The following is a 14,205-nucleotide window of genomic DNA, read 5'->3' on the forward strand; positions in this document are numbered from 1 at the left end:
GGTCAGCGGGTCTCGCGGTGCGCCGTCGACTTGTGGCAGCGCGGGCAGTACTTCGCCAGCTCGAGACGATCCGGCGTGTTACGACGGTTCTTCTTGGTGATGTAGTTGCGCTCCTTGCACTCCGAGCAGGCCAGAGTGATCTTGGGGCGAACGTCCTGGGACTTGCTTGCCACGGTTGTTTCCCTCGCTTAGTTTCGTCGCTATGCGACCTGTCGGATAAAGAGTTGGTAGCGGGGGCGGGGCTCGAACCCGCGACCTCACGATTATGAGTCGTGCGCTCTGACCAGCTGAGCTACCCCGCCGCCGGAAGCGGACGAGTCCGCAACCGGAGCCCCGAAAGGGAATCGAACCCTTGACCTTCTCCTTACCATGGAGACGCTCTGCCTACTGAGCTATCGGGGCAACGCCGGAAAGCCTATCCCATCTCCGCGTGCCGAGGCAATCCCGGAGCCTGAGAATGACATCACAGGCGTCACTCACTGGAACCAGCGAGTCTGTGGCAGGTGAGGGATTCGAACCCCCGAAGCACGAAGCGTCTGATTTACAGTCAGATCCATTTGGCCGCTTTGGTAACCTGCCGCGCGCCGCTCTCGCGGTGCCGTGAAAGAATAGCACTAAAATAGCTTCCAACGCCAATCGGAAGGCCGACTGGCGAAATATCAACGAAAGGTGACTCTCATGGCCGACTCCTCCTTCGACGTCGTCTCCAAGCTCGACCGCCAAGAGGTCGACAACGCCGTCAACCAGACCGCCAAGGAGATCGCCAACCGCTACGACTTTCGAGGCGTCGACGCGGCGATCACCCTCAGCGGGGACACGATCACCATGGAGGCGAACTCGGCCTCGCGCGTTCTCGCGATCCTCGACGTGCTGCAGTCCAAGCTGATCCGACGCGGCCTCTCCCTGAAGGTCCTCGACTACAAGGACCGCGAACCCAAGGCATCCGGAAAGCTCTACAAGCTCGCCTGCCCCCTCAAGGAGGGCATCCCGCAGGAGAGCGCCAAGAAGATCTCCAAGCTCATCCGCGAGGAGGGACCCAAGGGAGTCAAGGCCCAGATCCAGGGCGACGAACTGCGCGTGTCCTCCAAGTCGCGCGACGACCTCCAGGCCGTCATCGCGCTCCTTAAGGGCCCCAAGGGCGAGGAGCTGGACGTCGCCCTTCAATTCGTCAACTACCGCTAGAGACGAGGCGCCCAGACCGGGAGAACCGTGCGGGGGCGCCGCCCCTAGTAGCCGGCGATCTTCTCGAGCCGCGCGATGCGTTCCTCGATCGGCGGGTGCGTCGAGAGGACCCGCGCAACGGAGGCGCCGCGGAAGGGGTTGGCAATCATCATCGCGGCGACGTTGCGCGTGCGCGGCGTGTCTTCCATCGGGTGCCGATCCGTCGCCATCTCGAGCTTGCGCAGGGCCGAGGCGAGCGCGAGGGGATCCTGAGTCAGCATCGCGCCGTCCTCGTCCGCGTCGAACTCTCGGGTGCGCGACAGGGACAGCTGGATGAGGGTCGACGCGATCGGGGCCAGCAGGCTCATCGCGATCATTCCGAGAAAACCCAGGGCCCCTCCCTCGCGACGGGAACCGCCGCCGACGAAGAGCATCACCTGGGCGATAGCCGTGATGAGGCCACCCATCGCCGCCGCGACCGACGTGGTGAGAATGTCCCGGTTGTAGACGTGCATCAGCTCGTGCCCAAGGACGCCGCGCAACTCCCTCTCGCCCAGGATCGCGAGGATCCCCTCGGTGCAGCACACGGCGGCGTTGCTGGGGTCGCGGCCCGTGGCGAAGGCATTGGGCGTCAGCGAGGGCGCGACCCATATGGTCGGCATCGGCTGATCGGCCCGCTGCGCCAGCTCCCGAACAATCCGATACAGTTCCGGCTGCTCCTCCTCGCTGACCTGATAGGCGCCCATCGACCGCAGCGCGAGGGTCGCCGAGTTCCAGAACACATAGGCGGTCTGCGCCAGCCCGAGACCCGCAAAGACAAGGATCCACACGACACGACCCGTGCTCGTTGCGACCAGCGAGCCGATCAGCAAGAGAAGCGCCCACATGCCTCCGAGCAGGAGCGTCGTCTTCAGACCGTTGTGGTAGTTCCTATGCACCATGGGAGGATCCTACGGGGATCACCTGGAAGCCTCCTGGGAGAGAGCACAAGGTCGGGTGTGAGTGCGCGGCGACGCACTGTCGGGCGGCCACGAGGGGGCGGCCAATTTCCGCCCGCCCCCTCCGCCAGCGTGCGCGCCCTAGATACGGCGCCCGGGTCCCGTGTAGTCGTCGAAGCGCTCGGGAGCCGTGGGGACTCCCATCTCACCCATCTGCCCGATGTGGTCCGCGGTGGCCGGGTCTACCGGAACACCACGCGAAATGTCGGTCATGACACGGCGCGAGACCACCTTGATGCGCTCCCGCCTGCCGCGACCGCCGGGAAGCTCGCCGAAGCTCTCCCCCAGCGCCTGCTCGTAGGCGTCCAGAAGCTCCCACCCCTCCCAGGTCGTGTACTCCACGCCGCGCTCCTCCAGCAGGGCGACCATGGCCTCGTGACCGACCGCCGTGGTCTTGGCGTGCAGGCGACCAGCCGTCGCATCCTCCACCAGGTGCGTGATCGTCTGCTGCGCATCCGATTTGGTCGAGCCGATCAGCCCGACGGGACCGCGCTTGATCCATCCGGTGGCGTACACGCCGGGAACAACGGCCGCGGACTCGTCCTTCGTCGTCTCTCCCTCAATGACGCGCCCCTCGACGTTGGGCACCACGCCCGCTCGCCTGTCGAAAGGAAGTCCGGGGATCGGGGAGGAGTAGTAGCCAACCGCGCGATACACGGCCTGCACCGGCCACGTCGTGATGACGCCCGTACCCGAGACGCTGCCGTCGCCGTTGAGGGCCGTTCGCTCGGTGCGCAGCGCCTTGACGTGCCCGCGCTCGTCGGCGACGATCTCGACCGGCGACTGGAACAGGTGAATGTGGATGCGCCGCGACGCGGTGTGCTCCTCCTCGTCGGCCATCGCATAGTTCGTCAGGGTCTTGACGACCTGACGCTGCTGATTCGAGGCGCGCAGGGCCTCCTCGGACCCCTCGTCGAAGTCGAAGTCCTCCTCCGACACGATGACGTCCACGTCGGGCACCTTGCCCAGCTCGCGCAGCTCCAGCGGCGTGAACTTCACCTGCGCCGGGCCGCGCCGACCAAAGACGTGAACATCCGTGATCGGGTTCTCCGCCAGGGCGCGGGCGACGTTGGCGGGGACCTCCGTCTTGAGCATGTCCTCGGCGTGCTTGGCGAGCACGCGCGACACGTCCAGCGCCACGTTGCCCACGCCGATGACGGCCACCTGCCGGGCCTGAAGCGGCCACGTGCGCGGATAGTCCGGGTTTCCGTCGTACCAGGACACGAAGTCCGCCGCACCGTAGGACTCCGGCAGATCCACGCCCGGAATATCCAGGGGATGATCGCGATCGGCACCGGTCGCGATCACAATCGCGTCGTAGTGGTCGCGCAGGTCGTCAAGGCTCACGTCTCGGCCCACCTCAACGTTGCCGAGCAGCCGAATGTCACCGCGTTGCAAGATCTTGTAGAGCGCGACGATGATCTGCTTAATGCGCGGGTGATCCGGCGCGACGCCGTAGCGCACCAGCCCATAGGGGGCCGGAAGCCGCTCGAAGAGATCGATGTTGACCTCGAGCCCCGACTTCGACAGGATGTCGGAGGCGTAGATGCCGGCGGGACCAGCGCCGATGACGGCGACGTTGAGCGGTGCCAACCAAGTTCTCCTTCTGTGACCGCGCGCGAGTGCGCGCACCTGGGCACCAAGTTTAGCGCCCCAACACCGAGGGCCACCTTACCTGAGACCCCTCACACACCTCAAGGTGCAACCGGGGTTGCGACGAGGCCGGGGCGGGGGCGCTCCACGGTGCGCATCCTGGCCCCGGCCTCGCGACGCGCGCCTACGCCAGGCGGTCCACCATCAGGTTGGCGAAGGCGACGAGCGCCGTCTTGGCCTCGCCCTTGGGAAGCGCCTCCAGGGTGTCCACGGCATCGCTCGCCCACCGGCGGGCCAGCTCGCGGGTCTCCTCCAGCACGTCGTGCGTGCGCAGCTGCTCGACGACGCCGGCCAGCGCCTCGTCCGAGGATAGGTCCCCCGCCAGGTCACGCAGGATGCGAGCCCCCGCCTCGTCGATCGTTCCCGCCTCCTGGCGGCGACGCAGGAGCAGGACGGGCAGAGTATCCACACCCTCGCGCAGGTCCGTCCCGGGCGTCTTGCCGGACTGCTCCCCCGACGACGCCAGATCCAAGACGTCGTCGGCGATCTGGAAGGCGACACCCACCTTCTCACCGAAGTCGGCCACGACATCGGCGACCAGGCGCCCCGCGCCCGACAGGAGCGCCCCGAAGGACGCCGCCGTCGACACGAGGGAACCCGTCTTGTCGGCCAGGACCTGCAGGTAGAAGTCGACGCGATCGGCCCCGTGTGTCGGACCGAAGGTCTCGTTCAGCTGCCCCTGGCACAGGCGCTCGAAGGTGCGCGCGTGGTGGGCAACGATCTCGGGACCCAGGGAGGCAACCAGCAGGGAGGCGCGCGCGAAAAGAATGTCACCCGCGAGGATTGCTCGGTTGTTGCCCCACAGGTGCTGAGCCGAGGGAACCCCGCGCCGCGTCGGCGCGGAATCCATGACGTCGTCGTGGTAGAGGGACGCCAGGTGGGTGAGCTCGACGGCGGTCGCCGCCGTCAGCACCGCATCGTCCAGGCGGCGATCGCTCTCCCCCAGCTGCGCGCACACGAGGGTCAGGAGCGGACGCATCCGCTTGCCACCCGCGACCGCCAGGTGTGACGTCAGCTCGTCCGTCAGGTCGCGCGACGAGGAGACGGCCTCCAGGAGACGACGCTCGACGACCTCGAGCCCTGGCGTAATCCGAGACTCGAGGTCGGGAACATGAAGATCGGGTGTTTGGACGTTCACGGAATCAGTATGACGATCTTTTCGAGGAGGCTCAACACGGGACCGGGGAAGACCCCCAGGGCGATCGTACCAAGAACGCACACGACGATCGCGACGGCGCTCATGCCCTCGGACTTGACCACGACCGTCTCCTCACCGGGCGCGGTGAAGAACATCAGGCGCACCAGGCGGAAGTAGTAGAACGCCGTGATCGCCGAAGCCGCGAGGCCCACGATCGCCAGCCAACCGACTCCGCCAGCGATGGCATCCGAGAAGATCACAAACTTGCCGACAAAGCCGGCCGTCAGCGGGATGCCCGCGAACGAGAGCAGGAACACCAGCATCGACGCCGCTATCCACGGGTTGGTGCGGCCGATGCCCGCCCACTTGCGCAGGCTTGTCGCCTCGCCCAAGGCGTTGCCCTCCGCATCGCAGGAGCGCACCAGCGTCACCACGGCGAAAGCACCGACGGTCGCCAGGCCGTATCCGAGCGTGTAGAAGAGCACATGGCCCGTGCCGCCCTTCTGGATCGCGAGAATGCCCATCAGGATGAAGCCGGCGTGGGCGATCGAGGAGTAGGCCAGCATGCGCTTGACGTCGTCCTGGACGAGACCCGCGAAGGTCCCCACGAGGATCGTCAGGACCGCGACGGCGGCAAAGACGTACAGGAAGTCCCACTGCAGATAGGCAGCCACGGCCTGGTAGAAGCGAGCCATCGCGGCGAAAGCGGCGACCTTCACGGCGGCAGCCATGAAGCCGGTCACGGGGGTCGGAGCCCCGGTGTAGACATCCGGGGTCCACGCGTGGAACGGGGCCGCACCCACCTTGAAAAGGAGACCGACCATGACGCTCAGCACGCCGACGAGGACCATCCAGTCCATGTTCGTGTTCGTCGAGATCGCGCTGCCCAGCGCCGAGATGCGCAGGGAGTTGGAGAACCCGAAGAGGAGGGCCGCGCCCATGAGCATGAAGCCGGAGGAGAACGCGCCGAGCACGAAGTACTTCAGCGCCGCCTCGAAGGACAGCTGGCGGCGGCGGCGCGCCGTCGCAGCCATGATGTACAGGGGCAGGGACATGACCTCGAGGGCGACGAAGAGGGTGACGAAGTTGTCCGCCGCCGGGAAGATCATCATGCCGCCCAGGGAGAACAGCGCCAGCGGGAAGATCTCGGAGCGCTGATAGGAGTGGCGCTGGGTCAGTTCCTCGGCCGCCGAATCGGGGCGGTCCGAGGGTTGGCCGGCGAAGGCACCATCCCCGACGCTCGTCCGGTCGGCCATCACCAGCACGGCGACAAACCCGAGGACCGCCAGCACGAACTGCGCCGCGATGGTGAGCGGATCCTCGATGTACTCCCCCAGCGTGGTCGGCGCGGCCACGACCGGCGCCCAGCGCAGAACGAGAACGGAACCCGCGCCGCACGTCGCCGCAACCGCGAGGGCGATGACGATGGGGCGACGGGCCTTCGCGGGGGCGAATGCCTCCACGAGGATGCCCAGGACCGCTCCGCCGAGGACGATGAGGATCGGTGTGAGGCTCAGCCAGTGGACCTGGGGGGCCTCGAAGGTAGCCATGGGTAGGACGTTCACTGTGCGCTCCCTTCAGCGGCGGCCGGCGCCGTGGCCGGGTGGCCGAAACTATCAGCAACCGGAGTCAGTGCTCCGACGAGGGGGGCCGACCAGATACCGAGGACGAGCATCGCGACGACCAGCGGCGCCATCACGCCTCGTTCGCGACCGCCAAGGTCGACCAGCTCCTCCTTGCCCTTGCCGGGCGCTCCGGTGAAGACGCGCTGGTAGGGCATGAGCACGTACATGGCCGCGATCACGACACCGATGACGGCCACGAGCGCCAGCGGCGCGTTCACCGTCCACGTCCCCATGAGGACCAGATACTCGGGAACAAAGCCCGACAGGCCGGGAAGGGCGATCGAGGCCAGGCCCGAGACGAGCCACAGGCCCGCCAGGACGGGCGTGACGCGCTGCATCCCGACGTATTCGCGCATGTCCTGCGTACCACCGCGGCGCGCGAGCCAGCCCGAGAGCAGGAACATCGCGGCGATCGACACGCCGTGGGCCACCATGTAGAACATGGCTCCGACCAGGGCGAGGTTCGATCCGATGAAGATTCCCAGGACCATGAAACCGAAGTGAGACACCGAGGTGTAGGACACAAGGCGCATGATGTCGTTCTGGCCGTTGGCGGCCAGGCCGCCCCACACGATGGAGATGACGGCGAGGACGCACATGACCCACTTCGCGTGCGACGAGGCGGTGGGCGTGAGCTGGAGGCACAGCGTGATCATGCCGAAGGTGCCGATCTTGTCGAGCACGCCCACGAGCAGAACGGAGGTGCCGGGGCGCGCGACGGCGGCCGTGTCGGGCAGCCACGTGTGAACCGGAACCATGGGCGCCTTGATCGCGAAGGCAACCATGAAGGTCACGAAGACGACCATCTGCACGGAGGATGCCGCGCCGGGAAGGGTCGAGGCGAGGGTGTCCAGGCGGAAGAACGTGGAGGCTCCGTCCGCCGCGCGCGACGCGCTGGCCCACAGGAAGAGGATTCCACCGAGCATGACCAGGCCGCCGAACAGCGAGTAGAGGAGGAACTTCATGGCGGCCCTGTGGCGAGCTGCCTCCTCCCCGGTGCCGTAGCGACCGATCATCAGGTAGAGGGGGACGAGCATTGCTTCGAAGGCGACGTAGAAGACCACCAGGTCGTAGGCGGCGAAGATGACGACCATGAACGCCTGGAGGGCCAGCACGAGGGCCGGGTAGGCTCCGCGATCGTCGGCCTCCTCCTCGTTCCATCCCGCGATGAGGACGAGGGGGACGAGACCGAGGGCCAGGAGGATCATGACCAGGCCGAGGGCGTTGACGCCCAGCGACCAGGTGATGCCCATCTGCGGGATCCACTCGTGGCTCTCGTACACCTGGTACGTGGCGGGGGCCGACCAGTCGAAGACGGTGACGGCGGCGGCGACGCCGAGCGCGAGCTCGACGAGGGCACACGCGAGGGCGAGGACGCGTCCTGCGGCGCGTCGCAGGGGCGGAACGAAGCCGAGGAGGGCCGCGCCCGCGGCCGGAACGGCCACGAGGACGGACAGCCACGGGAAGTTAGCAGCAACCATTGCACTTTCCATTGTCGTGTACCCCTTAGAGCCTGAATCCGAGGACGATGGCCAGGGCGATGATGACGCCGCCGAGAATGTAGGCGGCGTACGTGCGCACGAGCCCGTTCTGGGTCACTCCGACGACGCGCCCAAGCATCTGGGAGCCGCCCCCCAGGCCGCGAAGCGCACCGTCGATGGCGCTCGCGTCCCCGACTCTGGCGACGGTCACCAGCCCCTTGGCGGGCATCATGAACAGGGTCTCGTTGACGGTGTCCTGGTAGAGGTCGCGGCGGGCGGCCTCGGTGAGGGCGTTTCCGGCGGGAACGGAGGTGGGAACCTCATCGCGACCGTACTTCATCCACGCGACAAGCGCGCCGACGACCACGAGGGCGAGGGTCGCGCCCTGGATCACGTACTCGTTCAGGACGGGGTGGCCGTGCTCGACGTGACCGATCGCGGGAGCAAGCCAGTTGATGAAGGTGTCACCCACGGAGAGCGCGCCGCCCAGGAGGACCGCACCGACGGCGAGGACGATCATCGGGACCGTCATGAGGGGGCCGGACTCGTGGGGGTGCACGGCGGCTCCCTCGGCCTCGGTGGTCCAGCGGGCCTTGCCGTGGAAGGTCATGAAGAAGAGGCGCGACATGTAGAAGGCCGTGACCCCGGCGCCGACCAGGGCGACGAGTCCGTAGACCCAGCCGACCCACGCGGCCTCGGCGCTGCCGAAGCTGTGGGCGCTGAAGGCAGCCTCGATGATCTTGTCCTTCGACCAGTAGCCGGACAGGGGCGGGACGCCGAGGATGGCGAGCCAGCCCATCATGAACGTCAGCCACGTGACCTTCATGGCGCCTCGCAGGGCACCGAAGCGACGCATGTTGACCTGGTCGCCCATGCCGTGCATGACGGAGCCAGCTCCCAGGAACATGAGGGCCTTGAAGAAGCCGTGGGTGAAGAGGTGGAAGATCGCGAACGCCCAGCCGATGGGACCCAACCCGGCGCCAAGCATCATGTAGCCGATCTGGCTCATGGTGGAGGCCGCGAGGACCTTCTTCATGTCGTCCTTGGCCGAGCCGACGATCGCTCCGAAGAGCAGGGTGATCGCGCCGATGACGGCGACGCCGGTCGCGGCGACGGGGGCGGCGACGAAGACCGCGCCGGAGCGGACGATCAGGTAGACGCCGGCGGTAACCATGGTGGCGGCGTGAATGAGCGCGGACACGGGCGTCGGCCCGGCCATCGCGTCACCCAGCCACGCCTGCAGGGGGAACTGGGCGGACTTACCGCAGGCGGCGACCAGCAGGAAGAACCCGATGACGGTCGCGGACGCGGTCGGAACCGAGGCGACCTTCGAGGACACATCCGCGAAGGTCACCGAGTGGAAGGAGGCGACCATCGCCATCATGGCGATGAGCATGCCCATGTCGCCCACGCGGTTCATGATGAACGCCTTCTTCGCGGCAACGGCGTTGGCGGGAACGTGGTTCCAGAAGCCGATGAGCAAGTAGGATGCGAGGCCCACGCCCTCCCAGCCAGCGAAGAGCCCGGCGTAGGAGTCGGCCAGGACCAGCGTCAGCATCGCCGCGATGAAGAAGTTCAGGTAGGCGAAGAAGCGGCGCCTGGCCGGGTCGTGCGCCATGTAGGCGATCGCGTAGACGTGGATGAGCGAGCCGACGAAGGTTACCAGGATCACGAAGGTGATGGAGAGGGGATCGACAAGCAGCCCGAAGTTCACGGTGAAGTCACCGGCGGGAATCCACGTGAAGAGCGTCTGGGTAAAGCGGCGCGCGCTCTCGGGAGCGCTCCACATCTGGGCGGCGATGAGCGCGCCGACGATAAAGGTCGCCCACGACGCTGCCGTGGCCAGCAGGTGTCCCCACCGGTTCGAGGCCCGCCCCAGGAGCAGGAGAAGGCCGGAGGAGGCGAGCGGGATCAGGATGAGGAGCCACGCGTAGGATGCGGGCCCCGAGGCCGCAACCACGTCGGTGGCTCCAACGGCCTGCGCAAAAACGAAGGTGGTCATGCGTTACGTCCTCCTTCAGTTCTTCAGCAGGTTCAGGTCGTCCACGCTCGTGGTCGAGCGCGAACGGTAGATGGACACGATGATCGACAGGCCGACGACGACTTCGGCGGCTGCCACGACCATGACGAAGAACGCCATGATCTGGCCGTCAATGTTGGAGTTGATGCGCGAGAACGTCACGAGGACGAGGTTCGCCGCGTTGAGCATCATCTCGACGCCCATGAGCGCGATGACCGCGCTGCGGCGCACGAGGACCGTCGTCGCTCCGATTCCGAACAGCACACCCGCAAGGATGAGGTACCAGGCGAGACTCACTTGCTCTCCTCCTTCTTCTCAGTGGGGGTGGTTGTGCGCCGGCGGCGAGGCTGGGGCTGTGCCAGTCCGGTGGGCGCGGTGGCGCCGGGCATCCCGAAGGAGCCGGAACGGGGAACGTCGGGCGTGCGCCCGATCGCGTAGGGCGACTCCGCCTCGGAGGAGCCGCCGTCCCGATCGGTGCGAGCGAGGGTGAGCTGGGCGGAGACCTCGGGGGTGACCTCGCCGATCGTGCGGGTCAGGCCGCGTACGCGCAGGACGCGGGGCACGGATTCCTCGACGGGACCCAGCGTCTCGCCCGAGAGCGCCGGCACGTCCGCCGCATTCGACTGGGCGTAGACGCCGGGGGCGGGAAGCTGACCGATGCGCGCACCCTTCTCTTCGAAGGCCCGCATCTTGGAGCGCGCGGTCTGCGCCTGATCGGCCTTGGCGGTCAGGCGATCGGAGTGGGTGAGCAGCATCGCGCCGACGGCCGCCGTGATGAGCAGGGCGCCGGCGAGCTCCATGCTCAGCCAGTGCTCCTGGAAGAGCATGATCGCCAGGTCGGTGATCGGTTCGTCGGAGGTGGGGGTCGCCTTGCTGGGGGCGTGCGCGGCGTGGGAGGACTTCACGATCGCCGTCGCGATGATGAGAGCGAGCCCGAGCCCGCCGAGGACGGACCCGACGATCGCCCCGCGGCTCTGACGCACGTAGTCGTCGGAGGCGCCGATACCGATGAGCATGATGACGAACAGGAACAGCATCATGATGGCGCCCGTGTACACGACGATCTGGGCGACTCCCATGAAGGGAGCGCTATTGGCGATGTACAGGATCGCGAGGCCGAGCATGACGCCGACCATGCAGATGACGGCGTGGGCGGCCTTCTTGCAGAAGAGGACCCCCAGGGCGCACGCCACCATGGCGATGGCCGTGCACACGAAGAGGATGATCTCCCCCGTTGACTCCATGAGGGGCCAATCGATGGACAGGTTCATGAGCGTGCCTCCTGCGCGACTCGTACCGTCTTGAGGGAGGGGTCGTCTGGGCGGCGGGCCGCGACCCAGTCGACCTGGTCGGCGGTGGGGCCGGTGACTTCCCCGCGGTAGTAGTCGATGTCGTTCTTCCCCTCGACCATGGGATGAGGCGCTGCGAGCATTCCCTCGGAGAGGGGAACCAGCAGGTCTTCCTTCTCGTAGATGTCGTCCTCGCGCGTGTACGTGGCGATCTCGAAGTCGTTCGTCATCGTCAGTGCCCGCGTGGGGCACGCTTCGATGCACATGCCGCAGAAGATGCATCGCAGGTAGTTGATCTGGTAGACGCGGCCGTAGCGTTCGCCCGCCGAGTACTGCTCGTCGGGGGTATTGGAGGCGGCCTCGACGAAGATGGCGTCGGCGGGGCACGCCCACGCGCACAGCTCACAGCCCACGCACTTCTCCAGGCCGTCGTCGTAGCGGTTGAGCTGGTGACGTCCGTGGAAGCGGGGCATGACTCGCGCGGGTTCACGGGGGTACTGCTCGGTGACGGTGGGCCGGAAGAAGGACGACAGCGTAACGCCGTAGCCGGCCATGGGTGCGACGAACTGGGCGAACGCACCCTTGGGGTCGTGCTCGAAGAGCATGTCCTCGTCGGTGGTCTTCTCACTCATCGGTGCTCTCCTTCGGGCTGTCGGATGCCCCGGCCGTGGCCAGCTCGCCCTCAATGGTGGCGGCGGCGCGCGGCGAGGCGACGGGGGTCTGTCCGGGCAGGGGCGGGACGGGGAAGCCGTCCTCGAAGCCCGTGTAGTCGCGCTCGGATGGCGGGACCGGCTCGGGTTCGGGCCTGTCGGTCAGCCAGATGATCACCAGGGCGATGAGGAAGAGGACCCCGACTCCTCCGAAGAGGTAGGGGGTGGGAACCTCAACGAACTGGGTGATGCCGCGCACGAGGGCGACAAGCACGAGCCATCCCAGGGCGATGGGCATGAGGCGCTTCCACCCGAAGTTCATGAACTGGTCGTAGCGGAAGCGCAGCAGAGTCGCGCGGGTCCACACCAGCAGGAACATGAAGAACCAGAGCTTGAGGAAGAACCACAGCATGCCCCACCAGCCGGAGTTGAGGAACTCGACGTGGGACAGCGGCCAGGGCGCGTGCCAGCCCCCGAAGAACATCGTGGTGGCCACGGCCGAGACGTTGAGCATGTTGACGTACTCGGAGAGGTAGTACCAGCCGAACTTCATCGAGGAGTACTCGGTCATGTGTCCGGCGACGAGCTCGCCCTCGGCCTCGGGAAGGTCGAAGGGCAGTCGGTTGACCTCGCCGGTGGCACTGATGCAGTAGATGACGAAGGCCGGCAGGAGCGTGAAGCCCCACCAGAACTGTCCCTGGGCGGCGACGATCTGCGAGGTGGACATGGAGCCCGACATGAGGAAGACGCTCACGAGGGACAGGCCCATGGCCAGCTCGTAGGAGATGACCTGGGCGGTGGATCGCACGGCGCCGTACAGGGGCAGGGTCGAGCGGGTCGACCAACCACCGAGGACGATGCCGTACAGGCCCACCGATGCCATGGCCAGAATGTAAAGGGAGGCGACGGGCATGTCAGTCAGCTGCAGGGGCGTCGAGATGCCGGCGATCCTCACGTTGGGTCCCATGGGGATGACCGCGAAGACGCTGAACGCGGCGAAGGCGGCGATCGCGGGGGCCAGGAAGTACAGGAACCTCTCGGCCCGACGGGTCCACATGTCCTCTTTGAAGAGGAGCTTACCGGCGTCGGCGAAGGCCTGGAAGAGACCCAGGGGGCCCGCCACGTTCGGGCCCGGACGCGTCTGCATGCGACCCAGGCCTCGGCGCTCCACCCACAGGGCAATGAGCACGTTGGCGATCAGGAAGACGATGATGAAGACGGCCTTGATGAGGCTGAGCCACCAGGTCTCGTGACTAAAGTCCGCGGCGGAGTACTCCGGGACTGCGAAGGGTGCGAGTGTCATCATGCCACCTCCTGCGTGGCGCGCAGCGTCGCGACGGTGCCGACACCGCCGAGGCGCTCGTGTAGGACGGAGCCGACCGAGCATTCGGGAACCCACGCGACGCCGTCGGGCAGGTCGCCGATAGCGGCCGGAAGGGTGACGCTTCCGCGCTCAGTCTCGAGCGTCGCATCGGCCCCGGGGACGATGCCGGCACGGGCCAGCGTGGCCGCGGAGGCCAGGAGGACGGGGCGTCGGGCCGATCCGGCCAGCCACGGGGCTCCGTCCTGGAGGCGTCCGGCGTCGATCATGGGCTTGTGGGAGGCGACGAGGACGCGGCCCGGCTCCGGGGCGGGAGCCGCGGCCGGGGCAACCGCCGCGAACTCCTGCGGCTCGCCGTCCCAATCCATGAGGGCGTTGACCTCGGCGTACAGGTCCGACAGGGCGGTGACGCCCAGGTCGTCGTCGAACTCCTCGGTCAGTCGAACGAGAACATCGCGGTCGGTCAGGGAGGTCGCCGAGCGAGCCTGGCCGAAGGGACGTAGGCGTCCCTCCCAGTTGATGTACGTGCCGTTCTTCTCGACCGCGGGTGCCACGGGAAGGACGACGTCCGCGCGTTCGCTCACCTCGGAGGAGCGGACCTCGAGGGACACCAGGAAGGGGACCTCGTCGAGGGCGCGGCGCAGGAGCGCCGGATCGGGGAAGTCTCGCACGTCAACGCCGCCGACGACGAGGGCACCGAGGGAACCGGAGGCCGCCGCCTCGATCATCTGCGAGGCGTCCAGGCCGCGCTCGGGCAGGTCGCCCCACCCGAGGGAGGCGGCTCCGGCCTCGTCGATTCCTCGGCCGAAGGGGGCCAGCCCCGGCAGCAGGCCGGCCTCGACGGCGGCCCGGTCGCCGGCGCGGCGGGG

13 protein-coding genes and 3 tRNA genes are annotated in these 14,205 nt (G+C 67.3%); 1 reads left to right on the top strand and 15 read right to left on the bottom strand.

Annotation, left to right across the window (positions count from 1 at the left end):
• Positions 1-2: 2 nt before the first annotated feature.
• The 4 genes from rpmG to HMPREF9006_RS04855 form a co-directional block, all read right to left on the bottom strand.
• Entirely contained in the window at positions 3-173 is a 171-nt protein-coding gene (gene rpmG, locus HMPREF9006_RS04840; RefSeq protein WP_003792256.1) for a 50S ribosomal protein L33, read from the bottom strand.
• 52 nt (positions 174-225) lie between these two features.
• A tRNA-Met gene (locus HMPREF9006_RS04845) sits at positions 226-302 on the bottom strand.
• Positions 303-329: 27 nt separating this feature from the next.
• Positions 330-402: transfer RNA gene (locus HMPREF9006_RS04850), tRNA-Thr, on the bottom strand.
• Between the two features lie 95 nt (positions 403-497).
• Positions 498-579 (bottom strand) — tRNA-Tyr (locus HMPREF9006_RS04855).
• A 99-nt stretch (positions 580-678) separates the two neighbouring features.
• On the opposite strand from HMPREF9006_RS04855, the gene HMPREF9006_RS04860 reads away from it, so the two are divergent.
• Positions 679-1,182: a YajQ family cyclic di-GMP-binding protein gene (locus HMPREF9006_RS04860; protein ID WP_009212442.1), complete on the top strand. Its 504-nt coding sequence runs from the start codon at positions 679-681 to the stop codon at positions 1,180-1,182.
• Between the two features lie 44 nt (positions 1,183-1,226).
• Here HMPREF9006_RS04860 and htpX read toward each other — a convergent pair whose 3' ends face one another.
• The 11 genes from htpX to HMPREF9006_RS10830 all read right to left on the bottom strand — a co-directional run.
• Positions 1,227-2,102 (bottom strand): zinc metalloprotease HtpX, encoded by an 876-nt coding sequence (gene htpX / locus HMPREF9006_RS04865; RefSeq protein ID WP_009212443.1) that lies wholly within the window; start codon positions 2,100-2,102, stop codon positions 1,227-1,229.
• Positions 2,103-2,240: 138 nt separating this feature from the next.
• Positions 2,241-3,752: an FAD-dependent oxidoreductase gene (locus tag HMPREF9006_RS04870; protein ID WP_009212444.1), complete on the bottom strand. Its 1,512-nt coding sequence runs from the start codon at positions 3,750-3,752 to the stop codon at positions 2,241-2,243.
• 184 nt (positions 3,753-3,936) lie between these two features.
• Positions 3,937-4,950: a polyprenyl synthetase family protein gene (locus tag HMPREF9006_RS04875; RefSeq protein WP_009212445.1), complete on the bottom strand. Its 1,014-nt coding sequence runs from the start codon at positions 4,948-4,950 to the stop codon at positions 3,937-3,939.
• Complete coding sequence (gene nuoN, locus HMPREF9006_RS04880) at positions 4,947-6,500, bottom strand: NADH-quinone oxidoreductase subunit NuoN (RefSeq protein ID WP_034232120.1); 1,554 nt, start codon at positions 6,498-6,500, stop codon at positions 4,947-4,949. Before nuoN ends, HMPREF9006_RS04875 begins: the two co-directional genes overlap by 4 nt.
• A gap of 11 nt (positions 6,501-6,511) precedes the next feature.
• Positions 6,512-8,056 (bottom strand): complex I subunit 4 family protein, encoded by a 1,545-nt coding sequence (locus HMPREF9006_RS04885; protein ID WP_009212447.1) that lies wholly within the window; start codon positions 8,054-8,056, stop codon positions 6,512-6,514.
• A 25-nt stretch (positions 8,057-8,081) separates the two neighbouring features.
• Entirely contained in the window at positions 8,082-10,058 is a 1,977-nt protein-coding gene (nuoL, locus tag HMPREF9006_RS04890) for an NADH-quinone oxidoreductase subunit L (protein ID WP_009212448.1), read from the bottom strand.
• Positions 10,059-10,073: 15 nt separating this feature from the next.
• Positions 10,074-10,373: an NADH-quinone oxidoreductase subunit NuoK gene (gene nuoK / locus HMPREF9006_RS04895; protein ID WP_009212449.1), complete on the bottom strand. Its 300-nt coding sequence runs from the start codon at positions 10,371-10,373 to the stop codon at positions 10,074-10,076.
• Positions 10,370-11,347 (bottom strand): NADH-quinone oxidoreductase subunit J, encoded by a 978-nt coding sequence (locus HMPREF9006_RS04900; RefSeq protein WP_009212450.1) that lies wholly within the window; start codon positions 11,345-11,347, stop codon positions 10,370-10,372. Before HMPREF9006_RS04900 ends, nuoK begins: the two co-directional genes overlap by 4 nt.
• Entirely contained in the window at positions 11,344-11,997 is a 654-nt protein-coding gene (gene nuoI / locus HMPREF9006_RS04905; protein WP_009212451.1) for an NADH-quinone oxidoreductase subunit NuoI, read from the bottom strand. The genes HMPREF9006_RS04900 and nuoI overlap by 4 nt, the downstream gene beginning before the upstream one ends.
• Positions 11,990-13,318 (bottom strand): NADH-quinone oxidoreductase subunit NuoH, encoded by a 1,329-nt coding sequence (nuoH, locus tag HMPREF9006_RS04910; RefSeq protein WP_034232123.1) that lies wholly within the window; start codon positions 13,316-13,318, stop codon positions 11,990-11,992. Before nuoH ends, nuoI begins: the two co-directional genes overlap by 8 nt.
• Positions 13,318-14,205: molybdopterin-dependent oxidoreductase (locus HMPREF9006_RS10830; RefSeq protein WP_009212453.1), on the bottom strand; the 888-nt coding region annotated here is incomplete at its 5' end. The genes nuoH and HMPREF9006_RS10830, both read right to left, overlap by 1 nt.

It is taken from the genome of Actinomyces sp. oral taxon 180 str. F0310 (assembly GCF_000185285.1).
In the GTDB taxonomy this organism is placed as follows: Bacteria; Actinomycetota; Actinomycetes; order Actinomycetales; family Actinomycetaceae; genus Pauljensenia.

Bases quoted from the DNA above. Each gene is read 5' to 3' on its own strand.
- HMPREF9006_RS04860 (WP_009212442.1), top strand. From the start codon at position 679: ATGGCCGACTCCTCCTTCGACGTCGTCTCCAAGCTCGACCGCCAAGAG.
- htpX (WP_009212443.1), bottom strand. From the start codon at position 2,102: ATGGTGCATAGGAACTACCACAACGGTCTGAAGACGACGCTCCTGCTC.
- nuoN (WP_034232120.1), bottom strand. From the start codon at position 6,500: ATGGCTACCTTCGAGGCCCCCCAGGTCCACTGGCTGAGCCTCACACCG.
- HMPREF9006_RS04885 (WP_009212447.1), bottom strand. From the start codon at position 8,056: ATGGTTGCTGCTAACTTCCCGTGGCTGTCCGTCCTCGTGGCCGTTCCG.
- nuoL (WP_009212448.1), bottom strand. From the start codon at position 10,058: ATGACCACCTTCGTTTTTGCGCAGGCCGTTGGAGCCACCGACGTGGTT.
- HMPREF9006_RS04900 (WP_009212450.1), bottom strand. From the start codon at position 11,347: ATGAACCTGTCCATCGATTGGCCCCTCATGGAGTCAACGGGGGAGATC.
- nuoI (WP_009212451.1), bottom strand. From the start codon at position 11,997: ATGAGTGAGAAGACCACCGACGAGGACATGCTCTTCGAGCACGACCCC.
- nuoH (WP_034232123.1), bottom strand. From the start codon at position 13,318: ATGACACTCGCACCCTTCGCAGTCCCGGAGTACTCCGCCGCGGACTTT.